This is a genomic window from Burkholderia aenigmatica (assembly GCF_048627025.1).
Taxonomy (GTDB): Bacteria; Pseudomonadota; Gammaproteobacteria; order Burkholderiales; family Burkholderiaceae; genus Burkholderia; species Burkholderia aenigmatica.
This window is the reverse complement of record NZ_CP184468.1, coordinates 3,486,254-3,502,388: the sequence shown is the minus strand read 5'-3', so window position 1 is coordinate 3,502,388 and position 16,135 is coordinate 3,486,254. Positions and strand designations below refer to the sequence as shown.

At 66.9% G+C, this 16,135-nt stretch carries 15 protein-coding genes; 7 read left to right on the top strand and 8 right to left on the bottom strand.

From position 1 onward, the window contains the following. Window positions 1–198: 198 nt before the first annotated feature. The 8 genes from ACN8ZM_RS16400 to ACN8ZM_RS16365 form a co-directional block, all read right to left on the bottom strand. The gene (locus ACN8ZM_RS16400; protein ID WP_089451416.1) at window positions 199–1,605 is read right to left on the bottom strand and encodes an amino acid permease; all 1,407 of its coding nucleotides are present in this window, start codon (window positions 1,603–1,605) and stop codon (window positions 199–201) included. Window positions 1,606–1,835: 230 nt separating this feature from the next. Beyond that, entirely contained in the window at window positions 1,836–2,492 is a 657-nt protein-coding gene (gene rqpR, locus ACN8ZM_RS16395) for a response regulator transcription factor RqpR (RefSeq protein ID WP_420210303.1), read from the bottom strand. 7 nt (window positions 2,493–2,499) lie between these two features. Further along, window positions 2,500–3,315, bottom strand: a complete 816-nt coding sequence (rqpS, locus tag ACN8ZM_RS16390) for a quorum system sensor histidine kinase RqpS (protein ID WP_420210302.1) — start codon at window positions 3,313–3,315, stop codon at window positions 2,500–2,502. A gap of 415 nt (window positions 3,316–3,730) precedes the next feature. Further along, window positions 3,731–4,501 (bottom strand): ferredoxin--NADP reductase, encoded by a 771-nt coding sequence (locus tag ACN8ZM_RS16385; protein ID WP_043184673.1) that lies wholly within the window; start codon window positions 4,499–4,501, stop codon window positions 3,731–3,733. Window positions 4,502–4,735: 234 nt separating this feature from the next. Then, window positions 4,736–5,383 (bottom strand): LysE family translocator, encoded by a 648-nt coding sequence (locus tag ACN8ZM_RS16380; protein WP_043184672.1) that lies wholly within the window; start codon window positions 5,381–5,383, stop codon window positions 4,736–4,738. Window positions 5,384–5,496: 113 nt separating this feature from the next. Further along, on the bottom strand, window positions 5,497–6,312 hold the full coding sequence (locus tag ACN8ZM_RS16375; RefSeq protein ID WP_011353499.1) for an endonuclease/exonuclease/phosphatase family protein: 816 nt from the start codon (window positions 6,310–6,312) through the stop codon (window positions 5,497–5,499). Window positions 6,313–6,317: 5 nt separating this feature from the next. Then, window positions 6,318–6,806: a hypothetical protein gene (locus ACN8ZM_RS16370; protein WP_043184671.1), complete on the bottom strand. Its 489-nt coding sequence runs from the start codon at window positions 6,804–6,806 to the stop codon at window positions 6,318–6,320. A gap of 146 nt (window positions 6,807–6,952) precedes the next feature. Continuing rightward, window positions 6,953–7,672: a nitroreductase gene (locus ACN8ZM_RS16365; RefSeq protein ID WP_420210301.1), complete on the bottom strand. Its 720-nt coding sequence runs from the start codon at window positions 7,670–7,672 to the stop codon at window positions 6,953–6,955. Window positions 7,673–7,902: 230 nt separating this feature from the next. Here ACN8ZM_RS16365 and ACN8ZM_RS16360 point away from each other — a divergent pair, with 230 nt between their 5' ends. The 7 genes from ACN8ZM_RS16360 (at window position 7,903) to ACN8ZM_RS16330 (ending at window position 16,126) form a co-directional block, all read left to right on the top strand. Further along, window positions 7,903–8,883 (top strand): AAA family ATPase, encoded by a 981-nt coding sequence (locus tag ACN8ZM_RS16360; RefSeq protein ID WP_043184670.1) that lies wholly within the window; start codon window positions 7,903–7,905, stop codon window positions 8,881–8,883. A gap of 177 nt (window positions 8,884–9,060) precedes the next feature. Next, a complete protein-coding gene (locus ACN8ZM_RS16355; protein ID WP_043184669.1) occupies window positions 9,061–10,170 on the top strand; it encodes an NAD(P)/FAD-dependent oxidoreductase in 1,110 nt (369 codons plus the stop codon). A 146-nt stretch (window positions 10,171–10,316) separates the two neighbouring features. Continuing rightward, entirely contained in the window at window positions 10,317–10,628 is a 312-nt protein-coding gene (locus tag ACN8ZM_RS16350) for a high-potential iron-sulfur protein (protein ID WP_021163765.1), read from the top strand. Between the two features lie 191 nt (window positions 10,629–10,819). Continuing rightward, entirely contained in the window at window positions 10,820–12,127 is a 1,308-nt protein-coding gene (locus ACN8ZM_RS16345; RefSeq protein ID WP_043184668.1) for an MFS transporter, read from the top strand. 320 nt (window positions 12,128–12,447) lie between these two features. Next, window positions 12,448–14,076, top strand: coding sequence for an ABC transporter substrate-binding protein (locus tag ACN8ZM_RS16340; RefSeq protein ID WP_043184667.1), 1,629 nt, complete (start codon window positions 12,448–12,450; stop codon window positions 14,074–14,076). 117 nt (window positions 14,077–14,193) lie between these two features. Then, complete coding sequence (locus ACN8ZM_RS16335) at window positions 14,194–15,204, top strand: ABC transporter permease subunit (RefSeq protein WP_011353491.1); 1,011 nt, start codon at window positions 14,194–14,196, stop codon at window positions 15,202–15,204. A gap of 4 nt (window positions 15,205–15,208) precedes the next feature. Continuing rightward, window positions 15,209–16,126, top strand: a complete 918-nt coding sequence (locus ACN8ZM_RS16330; RefSeq protein ID WP_043184666.1) for an ABC transporter permease subunit — start codon at window positions 15,209–15,211, stop codon at window positions 16,124–16,126. Window positions 16,127–16,135 lie beyond the last annotated feature (9 nt).

Here is a 16,135-nt window from a genome sequence, read left to right as displayed (position 1 = left end):
GGCGCGCACGCGCAGGCGGTGCGGTGGCGCGTGCAGGCCGATTCGGAGGATCGGGCAAGACATCGCGACGATCGGACAGCGATCGAGCGCGGGAGCGGCGCAGCGGCCGGTTCGGGGGAGGCGGTTGCCGCGCGGGGCCGGTGGTGGTCCCGCGGGTGGTCGCGCATCGCGCGCGGCAGGCGCGCGCGATGACGGCGCTCAGTGCGCGTCGTGGTGACCGTGCGCGAGCTTCGAGTGGTGGCGCGAGTACAGGAAGTAGATCACGAGGCCGATCACGAGCCACACCCCGAATGCGGCCCACGTGATGGGCTTCAGGTTCAGCATCAGGAACAGGCACGACGCGACCGCGAGGATCGGCACCACGGGCACGCCGGGGCAGCGGAACGCGCGCGGCAGGTCGGGGTGCGTGCGGCGCAGTACGAGCACCGCGACCGACACCATCGAGAACGCGGCAAGCGTGCCGATGTTGATCAGTTCGGCGAGCACGTTGAGCGGCACGAGCGCGGCGATCAGCCCGAAGAACAGGCCGACGAGCCAGGTCGTCAGGAACGGCGTCGCGTAGCGCGGGTGCACGCGCGACAGCGCCGCCGGCAGCAGCCCGTCGCGCGACATCGCGAAGATCACGCGGGTCTGGCCGTAGCTCATCACGAGGATCACGGTCAGCATGCCGAGCACGGCGCCGAGATCGATGAAGCCCGCGACCCAGTTCTCGCCGGCAACCTGCAGCGCGTACGAAATCGGGTGCGAGATGTTCGCGTACTGGGCCGACGGTACGATGCCGGTCGCGACCGCGGCGACCGTCACGTACAGCACCGCGCACACTGCGAGCGACGCGATGATGCCGATCGGCAGGTCACGTTTCGGGTTCTTCACTTCCTCGGCCGCCGACGACACCGCGTCGAAGCCGATGAACGCGAAGAACATCACGGCCGCCGCGCCGAACACGCCGTTCCAGCCGTGCGGCATGAACGGCTTCCAGTTCGCGGGCGTCACGTGGAACACGCCGACCGCGATCACGAGCAGCACGACCGACACCTTGATGAACACCATGATGTTGTTGATGCGGGTCGACTCGCGGATGCCGATCGACAGCAGCGTCGTGATCACGATCATCACGAGAAACGCGGGCAGGTTGAACCACGTGACGACACCCGGCACCGCGCCGGGCGCGGCCGTCAGCACGGCGGGCAGCGTCAGCCCGAAGCCCTGCAGCAGCGACTGCAGGTAGCCCGACCAGCCGACCGACACGGCCGACGACGCGAGGCCGTATTCGAGCATCAGGTCCCAGCCGATGATCCACGCGACGAGTTCGCCGAGGGTGGCGTACGAATACGTGTAGATCGAGCCGGCGACGGGGATCGTCGACGCGAATTCCGCGTACGACAGCGCCGCGAGGCCGCACGCGATCGCGGCGATCACGAACGACAGCATCAGTGCCGGGCCGGCCTGCACGGCGCCGGTGCCGGTCAGCACGAAGATGCCGGTGCCGATGATCGCGCCGATGCCGAGGAAGGTGAGGTCGATCGCGCCGAGCGCTTTCTTGAGCCCGGCGGCATGTGCGCCGGCGATCATGCGATCGACGTTTTTCTTGCGGAAGAGAGACATTGCGGATGAATCGCCAGCGCGCGCGGGTGCGGTAGCGCTGATTGAGTGAAAACCCGTAATTTTAGCCGATTTGGCGCACAAAACCCGCTGCGGCGCAGCGGCGCGCCGCGAAATCGTCCGATAAAACAAGTGCTTGCGCGCCAGACGGGTGCCAGCGGGCCGCGGCGCGGCGTGCGCCGCGTCGCGGGATCGGACGAGTCGGTTGAATCAGTTGAATCGGGGCGGGGAGATCAGGCGCCGGCCGTGGGCGCCATGTCGACGAGCCGGTTGCTCATCACGTAGAACGTGAGTTCCGCGTTGTTCGACAGCCGCATCTTCTCGAGCAGCCGCGACCGGTACACGCTCACCGTCTTCACGGACAGCGACAGCGTGTTCGCGATGTCGGTGAGCCGCTTGCCCGACGCGAGCATGCAGAGCGTCTGGTATTCGCGGTCGGACAGCTTCTCGTGCGGCAGCGGCTCGTTCTCGAACGACACGTATTCGGCGAGCGCCTCGGCCATCGCGGGGCTCACGTACTTGCGGCCGGCCGCGACCTGCTGGATCGCGCCGATCATCTGCGCGGCATTGACCGTCTTCGACAGGTAGCCGGCGGCGCCGGCCTTCAGCGCGCGTACCGCGTACTGATCCTCGCGGTACATCGAGAACATCAGCACCGGCGTACGCGGCAGCTTGCGCTTGACGCGCTTGAGCACTTCGATGCCGTTCGCGTCCGGCAGCGAGATGTCGAGCAGGATCACGTCGAATTCCTGCTTGTCGACGGCCGCCATCGCGTCGCCGCCGTTCTCGGCCTCGGTGACGTCGCGCGCGACGCCGCGGTCGATCAGCAACTGGCGGATCCCTTGCCGGACGATCGCGTGATCGTCCACGAGCAGGATGTTCAGGCTCATGACGACCTCACGAAAGCGACGCGCGGCGGGCCGCGGCGGGCACCGCGAGCAGCGAATCCCAAGCGAAGCGCGCGGTGACGCGCGTGCCGTGGCCGGTTTCCGGCGTGGCCGTCTCGAAGCGGCCGCCGAACGCCTCGCAGCGGGCGCGCATGCCGGCGAGGCCGTAGCCGGTGCGGCGGCTTCGGGAGAAACCGGTACCATCGTCGGAGACAATCAGTGACAGATGCGTGCGGTCGGTGGCGATCCGCACGTCGACCGACGTCGCGCGCGCGTGCTTCGCGACGTTCGACAACGCTTCCTGCGCGACGCGGAACACCGCGAGCGCGCTGGCGCCGGCGATCTGCGTCAGGCGTGCGTCGGCCGCGCACACGAAGCTGGTGCGCAGGCCGGTGCGTGCCGCATGGGTGTCGACCCACGACGACAGCGCGCCGACCACGCCCGCGTCGAGCGCCGGCGTGTCGCGCTCGTCGATCAGCCGGCGATTCGCGTCGGTGGCGGCGTCGAGCGCCTGCTGAGCCAGCTCCAGCGCGCGCAGGCACCCGTCCGGCGCATCGGCCGGCAGCCACGTTTGAACGTTTGCGAGCGCGAAACGCGCGGCGGTGAGTTCGGCGCCGAGCCCGTCGTGCAATTCGCCGGCCAGGTGGCGGCGGGCCGCTTCGTCGGCGGCGAGCAGTTGGGCGGACAGCGCTGCGATCCGCGCGGCGGAGGTGGCGCGTTTCGACGCGGCGTCGGCGATGGGCGGAGTCGCGACGCAGCTCGGCACGAGCGGTTGCGACGGGAACGGGGCGTGGGCGCCCAAGGGCGCGTTAAGCGACGTATCCATGACTCTCCCTGCTGTCAGAAAGCGGTTCAGACACCGGCTGGCTGCGTGGATCGGCTGCCGTTTCGATGACGGTCGCCGCCAGAGAATCGCCCCCTGCCGAGGTAACAAAAGTTACGTCTTGTAACACTTGCATCCGACCCTTCCACTCTCATCCGAACGGCAACCACGCGCGGCGAATAATATCTCAAAATTTCTGAAAAGGTCATGTCGGGCGGACATTTAAGGGTAAATGTGAATAATCGGAATGAACGTGTTGTAGGAAAAACACTGACACCCGAACACCGGACGATGACGTATCCAAATGTAACTATTTGAGATGGGATCATCCCAATTTGTTACGAATTCGCCAAGTAGGGATGAAAAAAAACCGGAGCTTTCGCTCCGGTTCTTGATGACGCGCAAATTTGGGGATCGATCAATCCACGAAGGCGCGCTCGATCACGTAGTGGCCCGGCGCGCTGTTCTTGCCTTCGACGAGGCCGGCCTGCTTCAGCAGGTCGGTCGTGTCCTTCAGCATCGCGGTGCTGCCGCACAGCATCACGCGGTCGTTTTCCGGCGAGAACGGCGGCACATCCAGATCGGTGAACAGCTTGCCCGTCGAGATCAGGTCGGTGATCCGGCCCTCGTTGTCGAACGCTTCGCGCGTGACCGTCGGGTAGTAGACGAGCTTTTCCTTGATGATGTCGCCCAGGTACTCGTGGCCCGGCAGGTCGTGCTTGATGAAGTCCATGTACGCGAGCTCGCCCTTCAGGCGGCACGTGTGCGTCAGGATCACCTTGTCGAAGCGTTCGTAGATGTCCGGATCGCGGATGATCGACATGAACGGCGCGAGGCCCGTGCCCGTCGACAGCATCCACAGCGTCTTGCCCGGCAGCAGGTTGTCGGCGACCAGCGTGCCCGTCGGCTTCTTGCCGATCAGCACGGTGTCGCCCACCTTCAGGTGCTGCAGGCGCGACGTCAGCGGGCCGTTCTGCACCTTGATGCTGAAGAATTCGAGATGCTCTTCGTAGTTCGGGCTGACGATCGAGTAGGCGCGCGCGAGCGGCTTGCCGTCGACCTCGAGGCCGACCATCGTGAATTCGCCGTTGTTGAAGCGCAGGCTCGCCTCACGGGTGCAGGTGAAGCTGAACAGCGTGTCGGTCCAGTGATGGACGGATTGGACGGTGGCGGTGTCGTATTTGCTCATGGCTTTGAAAACGGACGCGCGTAGCGAACGCGAGTAACGGGCCCAAAAACGGGCAAAAAAACCGAGTGCGTCGGCCCGATCGCGGATCGGCCGGCCGGCGCGTCGGACACGCGCCTTCTCGATGACAGACGATTGAGGAACTCGTTATTTTACCCTGTTGACGCGGATCGCGGGCTTGACCCCCGTGGCCGCGCGGATTTGGCGCAACGAATTATTTCAATCTGCTTTCGGTTTTCAGCGTTCGGCCGCGAGTTTCGCGCCGAGGCCGACGAGCGCCACGCCGCACAGCGCGTCGAGCGGGCGCCGCACGCGCCGGTAGCCGCGTTGCGCGCGCGGGCTCGCGAACAGGTACGCGACGCACGAATACCAGCCGGCCGACAGCACGCCGATCGTCACCAGCACCGCGCCGTTGAACCACAGCGGCACGTGCGCGGGCAGCATCGCCGCGAACACGCTGGTCCAGAATGCACACGATTTCGGATTCGTCAGGCAGGTGAACAGGCCGCTGCGATACGCGCGCAGGTAGTCGCGCGCGTGCGGCGCGGCCAGCGGCGCGCGTTCGTCGGGCGCGTCGGCCGGCGCCGCGTCGCGGCGGATGCCCGCGCGCAGCAGCTTGAAGCCGAAGTACACGAGGTACACGGCCCCGCCGATCCGGATCGCCTCGTACAGCCATTCGACCTGGTGCAGCACGGCCGCGAGGCCGAGCATCGCGAGCGTCGCCCATGCGACCGACGCGGTGCCGACACCGAGCGCCGACGCGGCACCGAGGCTGCGCCGCCCCGCGAGCGACAGTTGCGAAATCATGAAGAAATTCGGGCCGGGCGTGATCGCCGCGACGAGATAGACGACGGCGATTTGCAGCAGGATCGGCAGGTAGGTCATGGTGGGCAGCCCGATGGCGGGCGCTGGCGGAAAGGGCGACCCGTTAATGTAGCGCGCGCCGCGCGGCCGCGCTTTGGCGGCGCGCAAGCGGGCTGAAATCCGGCCCGGGAACGTTATTGCGGATCGAGGCGCAGGCGCGCGATGTACGGCAGGTGGTCCGACAGCCACGCGGCCTCGCCGGACGGTGCGCGCCATTCGAGCGGCGTCAGCCCGCGCACGAACATCTTGTCGAGCGCGAGCGCCGGCGAGAACGCGGGAAACGTGCGGCCCGATTCGCCGAGCAGTGTCGCGACCTCGGACAGCCCGATCTCGCCGAACAGCGCGACCGAATCGTTGCGCCAGTCGTTGAAATCGCCGGCGAGCATCAGCGGGCCGTCGCCTGCGTTGCGCACGATCCAGTGCGCGATCCAGTGCATCTGGCGCAGCCGCGCGGCGCGCGTGAGCGCGAGGTGCGCACACAGCAGCGTGACCGGGCGCGCACCCGCGAGCGTCGCGCGTGCGACCAGCAGCCCGCGCCGCTCGAAGCGGTGTGCCGAGATGTCCCAGCGGCCGCCGAGGTCGAGCGGATGCGGCGACAGGATCGCATTGCCGTGCCGCCACGACGGCTTGAACACGTTCGGCCCGAGCGCGATCTGCCAGTCGAGCGCATGTGCGATCTCGGTGGCCTGGCAGTGCCATACGTCGTCGACCGCGTCATCCATCGGCGCGCCGAAGCCGGGCGCGAGCACGGGGCGCGGCATGCGGCGCGCCATCGCTTCCTGCAGGAAATACACGTCGGCGTGCGTCGACTGCATCCAGTTGCGCATCGCGTTCCACGCGGTGAAGCCGAGCGGCGAGCGGCCCTTGTGCAGGTTCCAGCTCACCGCGGTGAGTTCGTCGGGCGCGGCGTGCGGTTCGGCGAACGGCAGGGACAGGGCGTCGGCGGACATGACGCTCAATCCTTCGCGACGTGCGCACGCACGCGGTACACGAGGTGCGGATGCTGTTCGACGAGCGTCCAGTCGGTCCACGCGTCGCCACCGACCGTCAGGCCGGGGTGGCTCGCGACGATTTGCCGCGGCGACGCGGGCAGGCACGGATCGGCCGGCTTCGCGCCTTCGTCGTCGATCGTTTCCTGCACGTCGAGCGCGAGCGACACGGTGTTCGCGCCGGCATCGACGGTGAGCGGCGCGACCGTCACCGAGCGCGAGCGCTCGGTCGGCACGACACGCGCGGCATTGCCGCAGCCGACCGGCACGGCGGACGGATAGCGATGGGTATCGGTACGGGTCTGACCCACGGTGGTGCGCTGCTGGAACGTGTCGATGGTCTGACCGTCGCGCACCACCTGGATCTCCCACGCGACGGAGGCCGGTGCGGGGCTCTGTGCATGGGCGGCGAGCGCGACGCTCGCGAGCAGGACGGCCAGGCCGTGTTTCAGCATGAAACGTCTCCGGAAACGCGGAATAGCGGGGAACGGACGCACATCTTACGCCCGATCGTTTTCGATCGCGATGTGACAGGACGCGCCGCGGCAGGTTCGCCGCGCGATGCGGTCCTGTTCAAAAGGTAGGGCCGCGTCATGCGTTTTCAAGCGAAAAAGCGCGCGAACTCCGCGACGGGCGCGCGCTCGGTGACGAGGCGGTTCTCGATCGCATCCGGGTCCGCATGGCCGAGCGACATCCCGCAGACCAGCTGTTCGTTGGCGGGAATGCCGAGGTATTCGGCGACGATCCGGTGAAACGGCACGAACGCGGCCTGCGGGCAGGTATCGAGCCCGCGTGCGCGGGCGGCCGTCATCACGCCCTGCAGGAACATCCCGCAGTCGAGCCATGCGCCGTGCGTCATCACGCGGTCGAGCGTGAAGAACAGCGCGACCGGTGCATCGAAGAAGCGGAAGTTGCGTGCGTGCTGCGCATGCATGCGCGCCTTCTCGTCGCGGCCGATGTTCAACAGGCCGTACAGGTCCCAGCCGACCTTGCGGCGCCGGTCGATATACGGCGACACCCATTCGCGCGGGTAGTAGTCGTACTCGGCGACGTATTTCTCGTCGCGCGCGGGATCGTCGTGGGCCGCGGTGAGCGCGGCGGCGAGCGCATCGCGCGTGGCACCCGTCGCGACGTACACGCGCCACGGCTGGATGTTGGTGCCCGACGGCGCGCGGCTCGCGGCTTCGAGGATCGCCTCGAGCGTGTCGCGCGGCACGGGTGTCGGCAGGAACGCGCGGATCGCGCGGCGCGACGTGAGCGCCGCGTCGACGGCGCCGATCGCATCGGCATCGGCACGCGGGACAGCAGTGGGGACGGACATCGGCATACCTTCGGGACGGGGTCCGACGCGCCGCGCGGGCGCTGTCGGCAAGGCCGGTGCAGCGGGTGGGTGAACCGACGATCATACGCCGCGGCGCGCCGGCGTGCAGCGGGCGCGGGGTGTTAGCAGCAGACGCGCGTGGCTGCTTGCTTGCGCGGGGATGCGGGATCGCTACACTGAAATCGTAAGGGTCTGATGGTCGTGTGACAGCAAGCGGCAGCGAGGTTGGTATGACGACGGCGATGGTGAAACAGGAACTGGCGGTGGCGTCCTTCAGCACGGTGTACGACCTCGAGCAGGTCGAGACGGCGCTGAGTGACCTGAACGAGAGCGCGAGCGACGCACTGCGCGCCACCTACGAGAGGATGCTCAAGACGGGCAATCTGCGCTTCTGCGTGAAGCCGAACCGGATGCCGTCGTTCGACGCGCTCGGCGAGGCATTGCCCAATTTCGCCGAGCCGCTCGACGACGTGCGCAAGCAGGTCGCGCTGTGCCTCGAAACGGACGACCGGCTCGAACTGATGCCGATCCTGCTGCTCGGGCCCCCGGGCATCGGCAAGACGCACTTTGCGAAGGCGCTCGCGCAACTGCTCGGCACCGCGTACCACTACGTGCCGATGAGTTCGCTGACGGCCGGCTGGATCCTGTCGGGCGCGTCGTCGCAGTGGAAGAACGCGAAGCCCGGCAAGGTGTTCGATGCACTCGTGAACGGCAGCTACGCGAACCCGGTGATCGCGGTCGACGAGATCGACAAGGCCGGCAGCGATGCGCAATACGATCCGCTCGGCGCGCTGTATGCGTTGCTCGAGCACGACACCGCGCGCGCGTTCATCGACGAATTCGCGGAAGTGCCGATCGATGCGGGCAACGTGATCTGGATCGCGACCGCGAACGAGGCGCACGCGATTCCGGAGCCGCTGCTCAACCGGATGAACGTGTACGAGATCGAGCCGCCCGATGCGGCCGGCGCGCGCCGGATTGCGCAGACGATCTACGACGAGATCCGCACGTCGCATGCGTGGGGGCGGCGCTTCCCGGATACCCTCGGCGACGACGCGCTCGACGTGCTGGCCGCGACCCCGCCGCGCACGATGCGCCGCGCGCTGTTGCACGCATTCGGCGCCGCGCGGCTCGACGGCCGCGATGCGATCGGGCCGCGCGACATCCGGGCCGACGAGGGCGCCGCGAAGCGCCGGCCAATCGGCTTCTGACCCGGCGGCGCGCGCACGGCGGCGGCATGCGCACGCCGTGCCGCGCCGTGTGCCGTGCCGTGTGTCGACCGTCATGCACGGTGTCGTCACGATACGCTGCACGACCTTCGGCAAGCGGGTGAACCGGGACGTACAATTCTCTTCTCTCCCCTCGACGCGCTAGCGGCGCGAAACGTCATGGAGCAGATGGATTGTGTCGTGATCGGCGCGGGCGTCGTCGGTCTGGCGATTGCGCGCGAACTGGCCGCGCGCGGGCGTGAAACGCTCGTGCTCGAGGCTGCCGATGCGATCGGCACGGGTACGAGTTCGCGCAACAGCGAAGTGATCCATGCGGGGCTCTACTATCCGCGCGGGTCGCTGAAGGCGATGTCGTGCGTGCACGGGCGCGACCTGCTGTACGAATTCTGCGAGACGCATCACGTGCCGCACCGGCGCGCCGGCAAGCTGCTCGTCGCGACGACCGCCGCGCAAGTGAAGCAGCTGAAGGCGATCGCCGCGCGCGCGACCGAAAACGGCGTGCTCGACCTGATGCCGCTCACGCGCGCCGACGCGCAGACGCTCGAGCCCGCGCTCGAATGCGTCGAGGCGCTGTTCTCGCCGTCCACCGGCATCGTCGACAGCCACCAGCTGATGCTCGCGCTGCTCGGCGACGCGGAACGCGACGGCGCCGTGTGCGCGCTGAAATCCCCGGTCGAGTCGATCGACGTGCTGCGCGGCGGGCGCTTCGTCGTGCGCACGGGCGGCGACGCGCCGACCGAGATCGAGGCCGCCTGCGTGATCAACAGCGCGGGCCTCGGCGCGCAGGCGCTGGCGCGTCGCACGCGCGGCCTCGACCCGCGCTGGGTGCCGCCGCTCTACCTCGCGCGCGGCAACTACTTCAGCCTGTCAGGGCGCGCACCGTTCTCGCACCTGATCTACCCGATGCCCGACCGCGCTGGGCTCGGCGTGCACCTGACGCTCGATCTCGGCGGGCAGGCGCGCTTCGGCCCGGACGTCGAATGGGTCGATGCGCTGCGCTACGAAGTCGATCCCGCGCGCGCGACCGCGTTCTACGCGTCGATTCGCGCGTTCTGGCCTGACTTGCCCGACGACGCGCTGCAGCCGGCGTACGCGGGCATCCGGCCGAAGGTCGCGGGGCCCGGCGAGCCGCCGGCCGATTTCATCGTGCAGGGCGCCGCGCAGCATGGCGTGCGGGGGCTCGTGAACCTGTTCGGCATCGAGTCGCCGGGGCTGACCGCGTCGCTCGCACTCGCGCAGCGCGTGGGCGAGATGGCGGCTTATCGTTGAATCGGGGGGCGGCGACGCCGTGACGGCTGTGTGAAATTCCTTATCTCCGGCATTTCGGCGCGCACGTTTTGTCGCTTGAGCGTTATTCTGTCGAACGGCTGTCGCCAGAACAGCTTTCAAACCGATAACGTTGGAGCGAGTCCCCCATGAAAACATCCCGTCGGAGTTTCCTGATTACGAGCATTGGTGCGGTGTCCGCGCTGGCGCTGTCGCGCGAAGCGCTGGCTGATGCGCCGATGCTGTCGGAAACCGATCCGACCGCCGTGGCGCTCGGCTACAAGGCCGATGCCACCAAGGTCGACAAGACGAAGTACCCGAAGTACGCAGCGGGCCAGGATTGTGCGGCCTGCATGCTGTACCAGGGCAAGAAGGGCTCGGCCTCGGGCCCGTGCGGCGCCTTCCCCGGCAAGCAGGTGTCGGCGAAGGGCTGGTGCAGTGCCTTCTCGAAGATGGGTTGAGGCCCGTGCGGCATCGTGCGATGCCGCATTGTGGCGAAAACCGCAAAACGCCCGCCGTCGAAAGATGGCGGGCGTTTTTTATTGCTTGAAAACGGTTCCGTCGCTTTCTACACTCGCTGCAAACCAACGCGCCGCGGGCACCCCGCGTGCCGCGCCGCCCGACACGGCGAACTGACGAGGACGAGGCACGCATGGCGACGATTGCGAATTCAACGAAAACGATCCGGCCCGAGCGTGCGCTGAACCGGCGCGCAGTCGCGGCCGCCGTGATCGGCAATGCGCTCGAGTGGTACGACTTCACGGTGTTCGGCTTCATGACGGTCGTGATCGCCGAGCTGTTTTTCCCGACCTCCAGCGAATACTCGTCGCTGCTGCTGACCACCGCGACGTTCGGCGTCGCGTTCTTCATGCGCCCGATCGGCGGCATCGTGTTCGGGCTGTACGCGGATCGCGCCGGCCGCAAGGCCGCGCTGTCGCTCGTGATCCTGCTGATGACGGCCGGCATCTTCCTGCTCGCGGTCGCGCCGCCCTATGCGGCGATCGGCATCGGCGGCCCGCTCCTGATCGTGCTTGGCCGGCTGCTGCAGGGCTTCTCCGCGGGCGGCGAATTCGGCAGCGCGACGGCGCTGCTGATCGAGGCCGCACCGTTCTCGAAACGCGGCTTCTACGGCAGCTGGCAGATGGCGAGCCAGGCGGCCGCGCTGCTGATCGGCGCGCTCGTCGGCGCGGCCATCACGCGCGGGCTGTCGCACGATGCGCTGCGCAGCTGGGGCTGGCGCGTGCCGTTCATCCTCGGGCTCGTGATCGGCCCGATCGGCTTCTACATCCGCCGCCATCTCGCCGATTCCGAAGCGTTCCTCCATGCGCAGCAGAACGCGCGCCGCGCGACGCTTCGCGACGTGTTCACGCGCCACCCGCGCGAGGTGCTGTGCGGGCTCGGCTCGGTGATCGCGCTGACGGTGACGATCTACGTGCTGATCAGCTATCTGCCGACCTTCGCGGTGAAGCAGCTGAAGCTGCCCTACGCGGAATCGTTCTACGCGGTGATCGTCGGCAACCTGCTGCTGATGGTGCTGTCGCCGATCGCGGGCGCGTGGTCGGACCGCATCGGCCGCAAGGGGCTGTCGCTGTGGTCGCTGGCGCTGACGCTCGTGCTGATGTATCCGCTGTTCGCGTGGCTCGACGCCGCGCCGAGCATCGCGCGGCTGATCGCGGTGCAGGCCGTGCTGTCGGTCACGCTCGCGGGCTACTACGGGCCGTTCGGCGCGATGATCGCCGAGCTGTTCCCGGCCAACGTGCGCTCGACCGGGTTGTCGATCGCGTACAACGTCGCGGTGATGCTGTTCGGCGGCTTCGGGCAGTTCATCGTCACGTGGCTGATCAAGGTCACGGGTACGCCGCTCGCGCCGACCTACTATGTGATGGCCGGGATCGCGCTGTCGATCGTCGCGGTCGCGTTCGTGCCCGCGCGCAGCGCCGACCTCGATGCACCCGCGTGACGACATGACGATTTGAAGACGGTCATCGGATCGTTTCGCAAAACGCAATGATGTGCTGCAGAACTCGGGAAAACGGTGCGTCGCCCCTTCGTGTTCGCGCCCGATTTGTTTAGTCATCGAACGAAACTTGCGTGCGATGAACGGAATTGTCGCTCGCGCGCGTTATCGCATTTTTTTACCCCCACTAAACATCGGCAAAAACCCGGCGAGGCATATAGAAGAGTTTTTTCTCCAGCTTGTTGCCACATCGTTAGCTCAAGTAATATCCGCGTACACCGGCCCCTGGCGGGTCGGTTCCGATCTGGAGACCTGGAGGAAACATGGAATACAACCGTCTGTTGCACACCCTGCGTGTTACCGCCATTGCAGGCGTGGCAGCGGCATCGTTCGGCGTCGCGGGCTCTGCATTCGCACAGATCCCGAACAAGACTCTCGTCTACTGCTCAGAAGGCAGCCCGGCGGGTTTTGATTCCGCGCAATTTACGACCGGCGTCGATTTCACCGCCGCCACGTTCACCGTCTACAACCGCCTCGTCGAATTCGAGCGCGGCGGCACGAAGGTCGAGCCGGGCCTCGCCGAGAAGTGGGATGTGTCGTCGGACGGCAAGGTGTACACGTTCCACCTGCGCCACGGCGTGAAGTTCCACACGACCGACTTCTTCAAGCCGACGCGTGAATTCAACGCGGACGACGTGCTGTTCACGTTCCAGCGCATGCTCGACCCGAACCAGGCGTTCCGCAAGGCGTACCCGGTGTCGTTCCCGTACTTCACCGACATGGGCCTCGACAAGCTGATCACGAAGGTCGAGAAGGTCGATCCGTACACCGTGAAGTTCACGCTCGCCGAGCCGAATGCGCCGTTCATCCAGAACATGGCGATGGAATTCGCATCGATCCTGTCGGCCGAATACGGCGACCAGCTGATGAAGGCCGGCAAGGCCGCCGACATCAACCAGAAGCCGATCGGCACGGGCCCGTTCATCTTCCGCAGCTACACGAAGGATGCGACGATCCGATTCGACGGCAATCCTGATTACTGGAAGAAGGGCGAAGTGAAGATCTCGAAGCTGATCTTCTCGATCACGCCCGATCCGGGCGTGCGCGTGCAGAAGATCAAGCGCAACGAATGCCAGGTGATGAGCTATCCGCGTCCGGCCGACATCGCGACGCTGAAGGCCGATGCCGGCGTCGACATGCCGTCGCAGGCAGGCTTCAACCTCGGCTATCTCGCGTACAACGTCGAGCACAAGCCGGTCGACAAGCTCGAGGTGCGTCAGGCGCTCGACATGGCGATCAACAAGAAGGCGATCCTCGAGTCCGTCTACCAGGGTGCAGGCCAGGCTGCTTCCGCGCCGATGCCGCCGACCCAATGGTCGTACGACAAGAACCTGAAGATGGCGCCGAACGACACCGCGAAGGCGAAGGCGCTGCTCGCGAAGGCCGGCTATCCGAACGGTTTCGACATCACGCTGTGGGCGATGCCGGTGCAGCGCGCGTACAACCCGAACGCCCGCCTGATGGCCGAGATGATCCAGGCCGACTGGGCGAAGATCGGCGTGAAGGCCAAGATCGTCACGTACGAGTGGGGCGAGTACATCAAGCGCGCGCACGCGGGCGAGCAGGACACGATGCTGATCGGCTGGACGGGCGACAACGGCGACCCGGACAACTGGCTCGGCACGCTGCTCGGCTGCGAAGCGATCAAGGGCAACAACTTCTCGCACTGGTGCTACAAGCCGTTCGACGAGCTGATTCAGAAGGGTCGCACGACGACGGGCCAGGACGCGCGGACGAAGCTCTACACGCAGGCTCAGCAGATCTTCGCGCAACAGCTGCCGTTCTCGCCGATCGCGAACTCGACGGTCTACCAGCCGGTGCGCAAGAACGTGGCCGACATGCGTATCGAGCCGCTCGGCTATGTCCGCTTCGACGGTGTTAGCGTGAAGTAACACGCCCGGCGTAAGCTGTCTACGAAGACCGAGACCGGCTAATTCATCCGGCGGCGGGAGGCCAAAAGCTTCCCGTCGCCGGTCGCACATTTCCCACAAGAAAATACGAGACGCATCATGTTCACATTCGTGTTGCGCCGCGTGGGCATGGTGATCCCGACTTTCATCGGCATCACCATCCTGGCGTTTGCGCTGATTCACCTGATACCGGGCGACCCCATCGAAGTGATGATGGGCGAGCGCGGCGTCGATCCCGCCATGCATGCAGAGGCGATGAAACGCCTCGGGCTCGACCAGCCGCTGCCCATGCAGTACCTCCACTACATCGGCCGGGCGCTGCATGGCGACCTCGGCACGTCGATCATCACCAACACGAGCGTCGCGGGCGAGTTCTTCGCGCGCTTCCCGGCGACCGTCGAACTGTCGCTGTGCGCGCTCGTGTTCGCGCTCGCGGTCGGGCTGCCGGCCGGCGTGATCGCGGCGTTGCGGCGCGGCTCGGTCGTCGACCATGGCGTGATGGGCACCGCGCTCACCGGCTACTCGATGCCGATCTTCTGGTGGGGGCTGATCCTCATCATGGTGTTTTCGTCGTACCTCGGCTGGACGCCCGTGTCGGGGCGCATCGCCGTCGAATACGACTTCCCGCACCCGACGGGCTTCATGCTGATCGACGCGCTGCTCGCGCCCGATGAAGGCTCGTTCAAGTCGGCGGTCAGCCACCTGATCCTGCCCGCGATCGTGCTCGGCACGATTCCGCTCGCGGTGATCGCGCGGATGACGCGTTCGTCGATGCTCGAAGTGCTGCGCGAGGACTACATCCGCACCGCACGCGCGAAGGGGCTGTCGCCCGCGCGCGTGGTGGTCGTGCATGCGCTGCGCAATGCGCTGATCCCGGTCGTCACCGTGATCGGCCTGCAGATCGGCACGCTGCTCGCGGGCGCCGTGCTGACCGAGACGCTCTTTTCGTGGCCCGGTGTCGGCAAGTGGCTGATCGATGCGATCGGCCGCCGCGACTATCCGGTCGTCCAGGGCGGCATCCTGTTGATCGCGACGCTCGTCATCGTCGTGAACCTGGTCGTCGACCTGCTGTACGGCGTGCTGAATCCGCGCATCCGCCACACGAGGTAATCCCATGAGCAATCTGCAAAATACCTTGCCGACCGAATCCGCGCCGGCCGGCGGCCGTGCGCTCGCGCTGCGCGAGTTCTGGGCCAACTTCTCGCGCAACCGCGGTGCGGTCGGCGCCGGCATCGTCGTGATCGTGCTGATCCTGGTCGCGCTGCTCGCCCCGCTGCTCGCGCCGCACAACCCGGCCGAGCAATACCGCGATTTCGTGAAGATCCCGCCCGCCTGGCTCGACGGCGGCAACTGGAAATTCATCCTCGGCACCGACGAAGCGGGCCGCGACATTCTTTCGCGCCTGATGTACGGCGCGCGGATGTCGTTCTGGATCGGCTTCGTGTCGGTCGTGCTCGCGCTGATCCCCGGCATCGTGCTCGGGCTCGTCGCCGCGTTCTTCCAGAAATGGGCCGACACGCCGGTGATGCGCATCATGGACGTGCTGCTCGCGCTGCCGTCGCTGCTGCTCGCGGTCGCGGTCGTCGCGATCATCGGCCCGGGCCTCACCAACACGATGCTCGCGATCGCGATCGTCGCGCTGCCGGCCTATGTGCGCCTCACGCGTGCATCGGCGCTCGGCGAGCTGCAGAAGGAGTACGTGACGGCGTCGCGCGTGGCCGGTGCCGGCACGCTGCGCCTGATGTTCTCGCAGGTGCTGCCGAACTGCACGGCGCCGCTGATCGTGCAGGCGACGCTCGGCTTCTCGTCGGCAATCCTCGACGCGGCCGCGCTCGGCTTCCTCGGCCTCGGCGTGCAACCGCCGACCGCCGAGTGGGGCGCGATGCTGGCGTCCGCGCGTGACTACATCGACAACGCATGGTGGATCGTGACGATGCCGGGCCTGTCGATCCTGATTTCGGTGCTCGCGATCAACCTGCTCGGCGACGGGCTGCGCGACGCGCTCGATCCCAAGCTGAAACGGATGGCGTGACATGACACA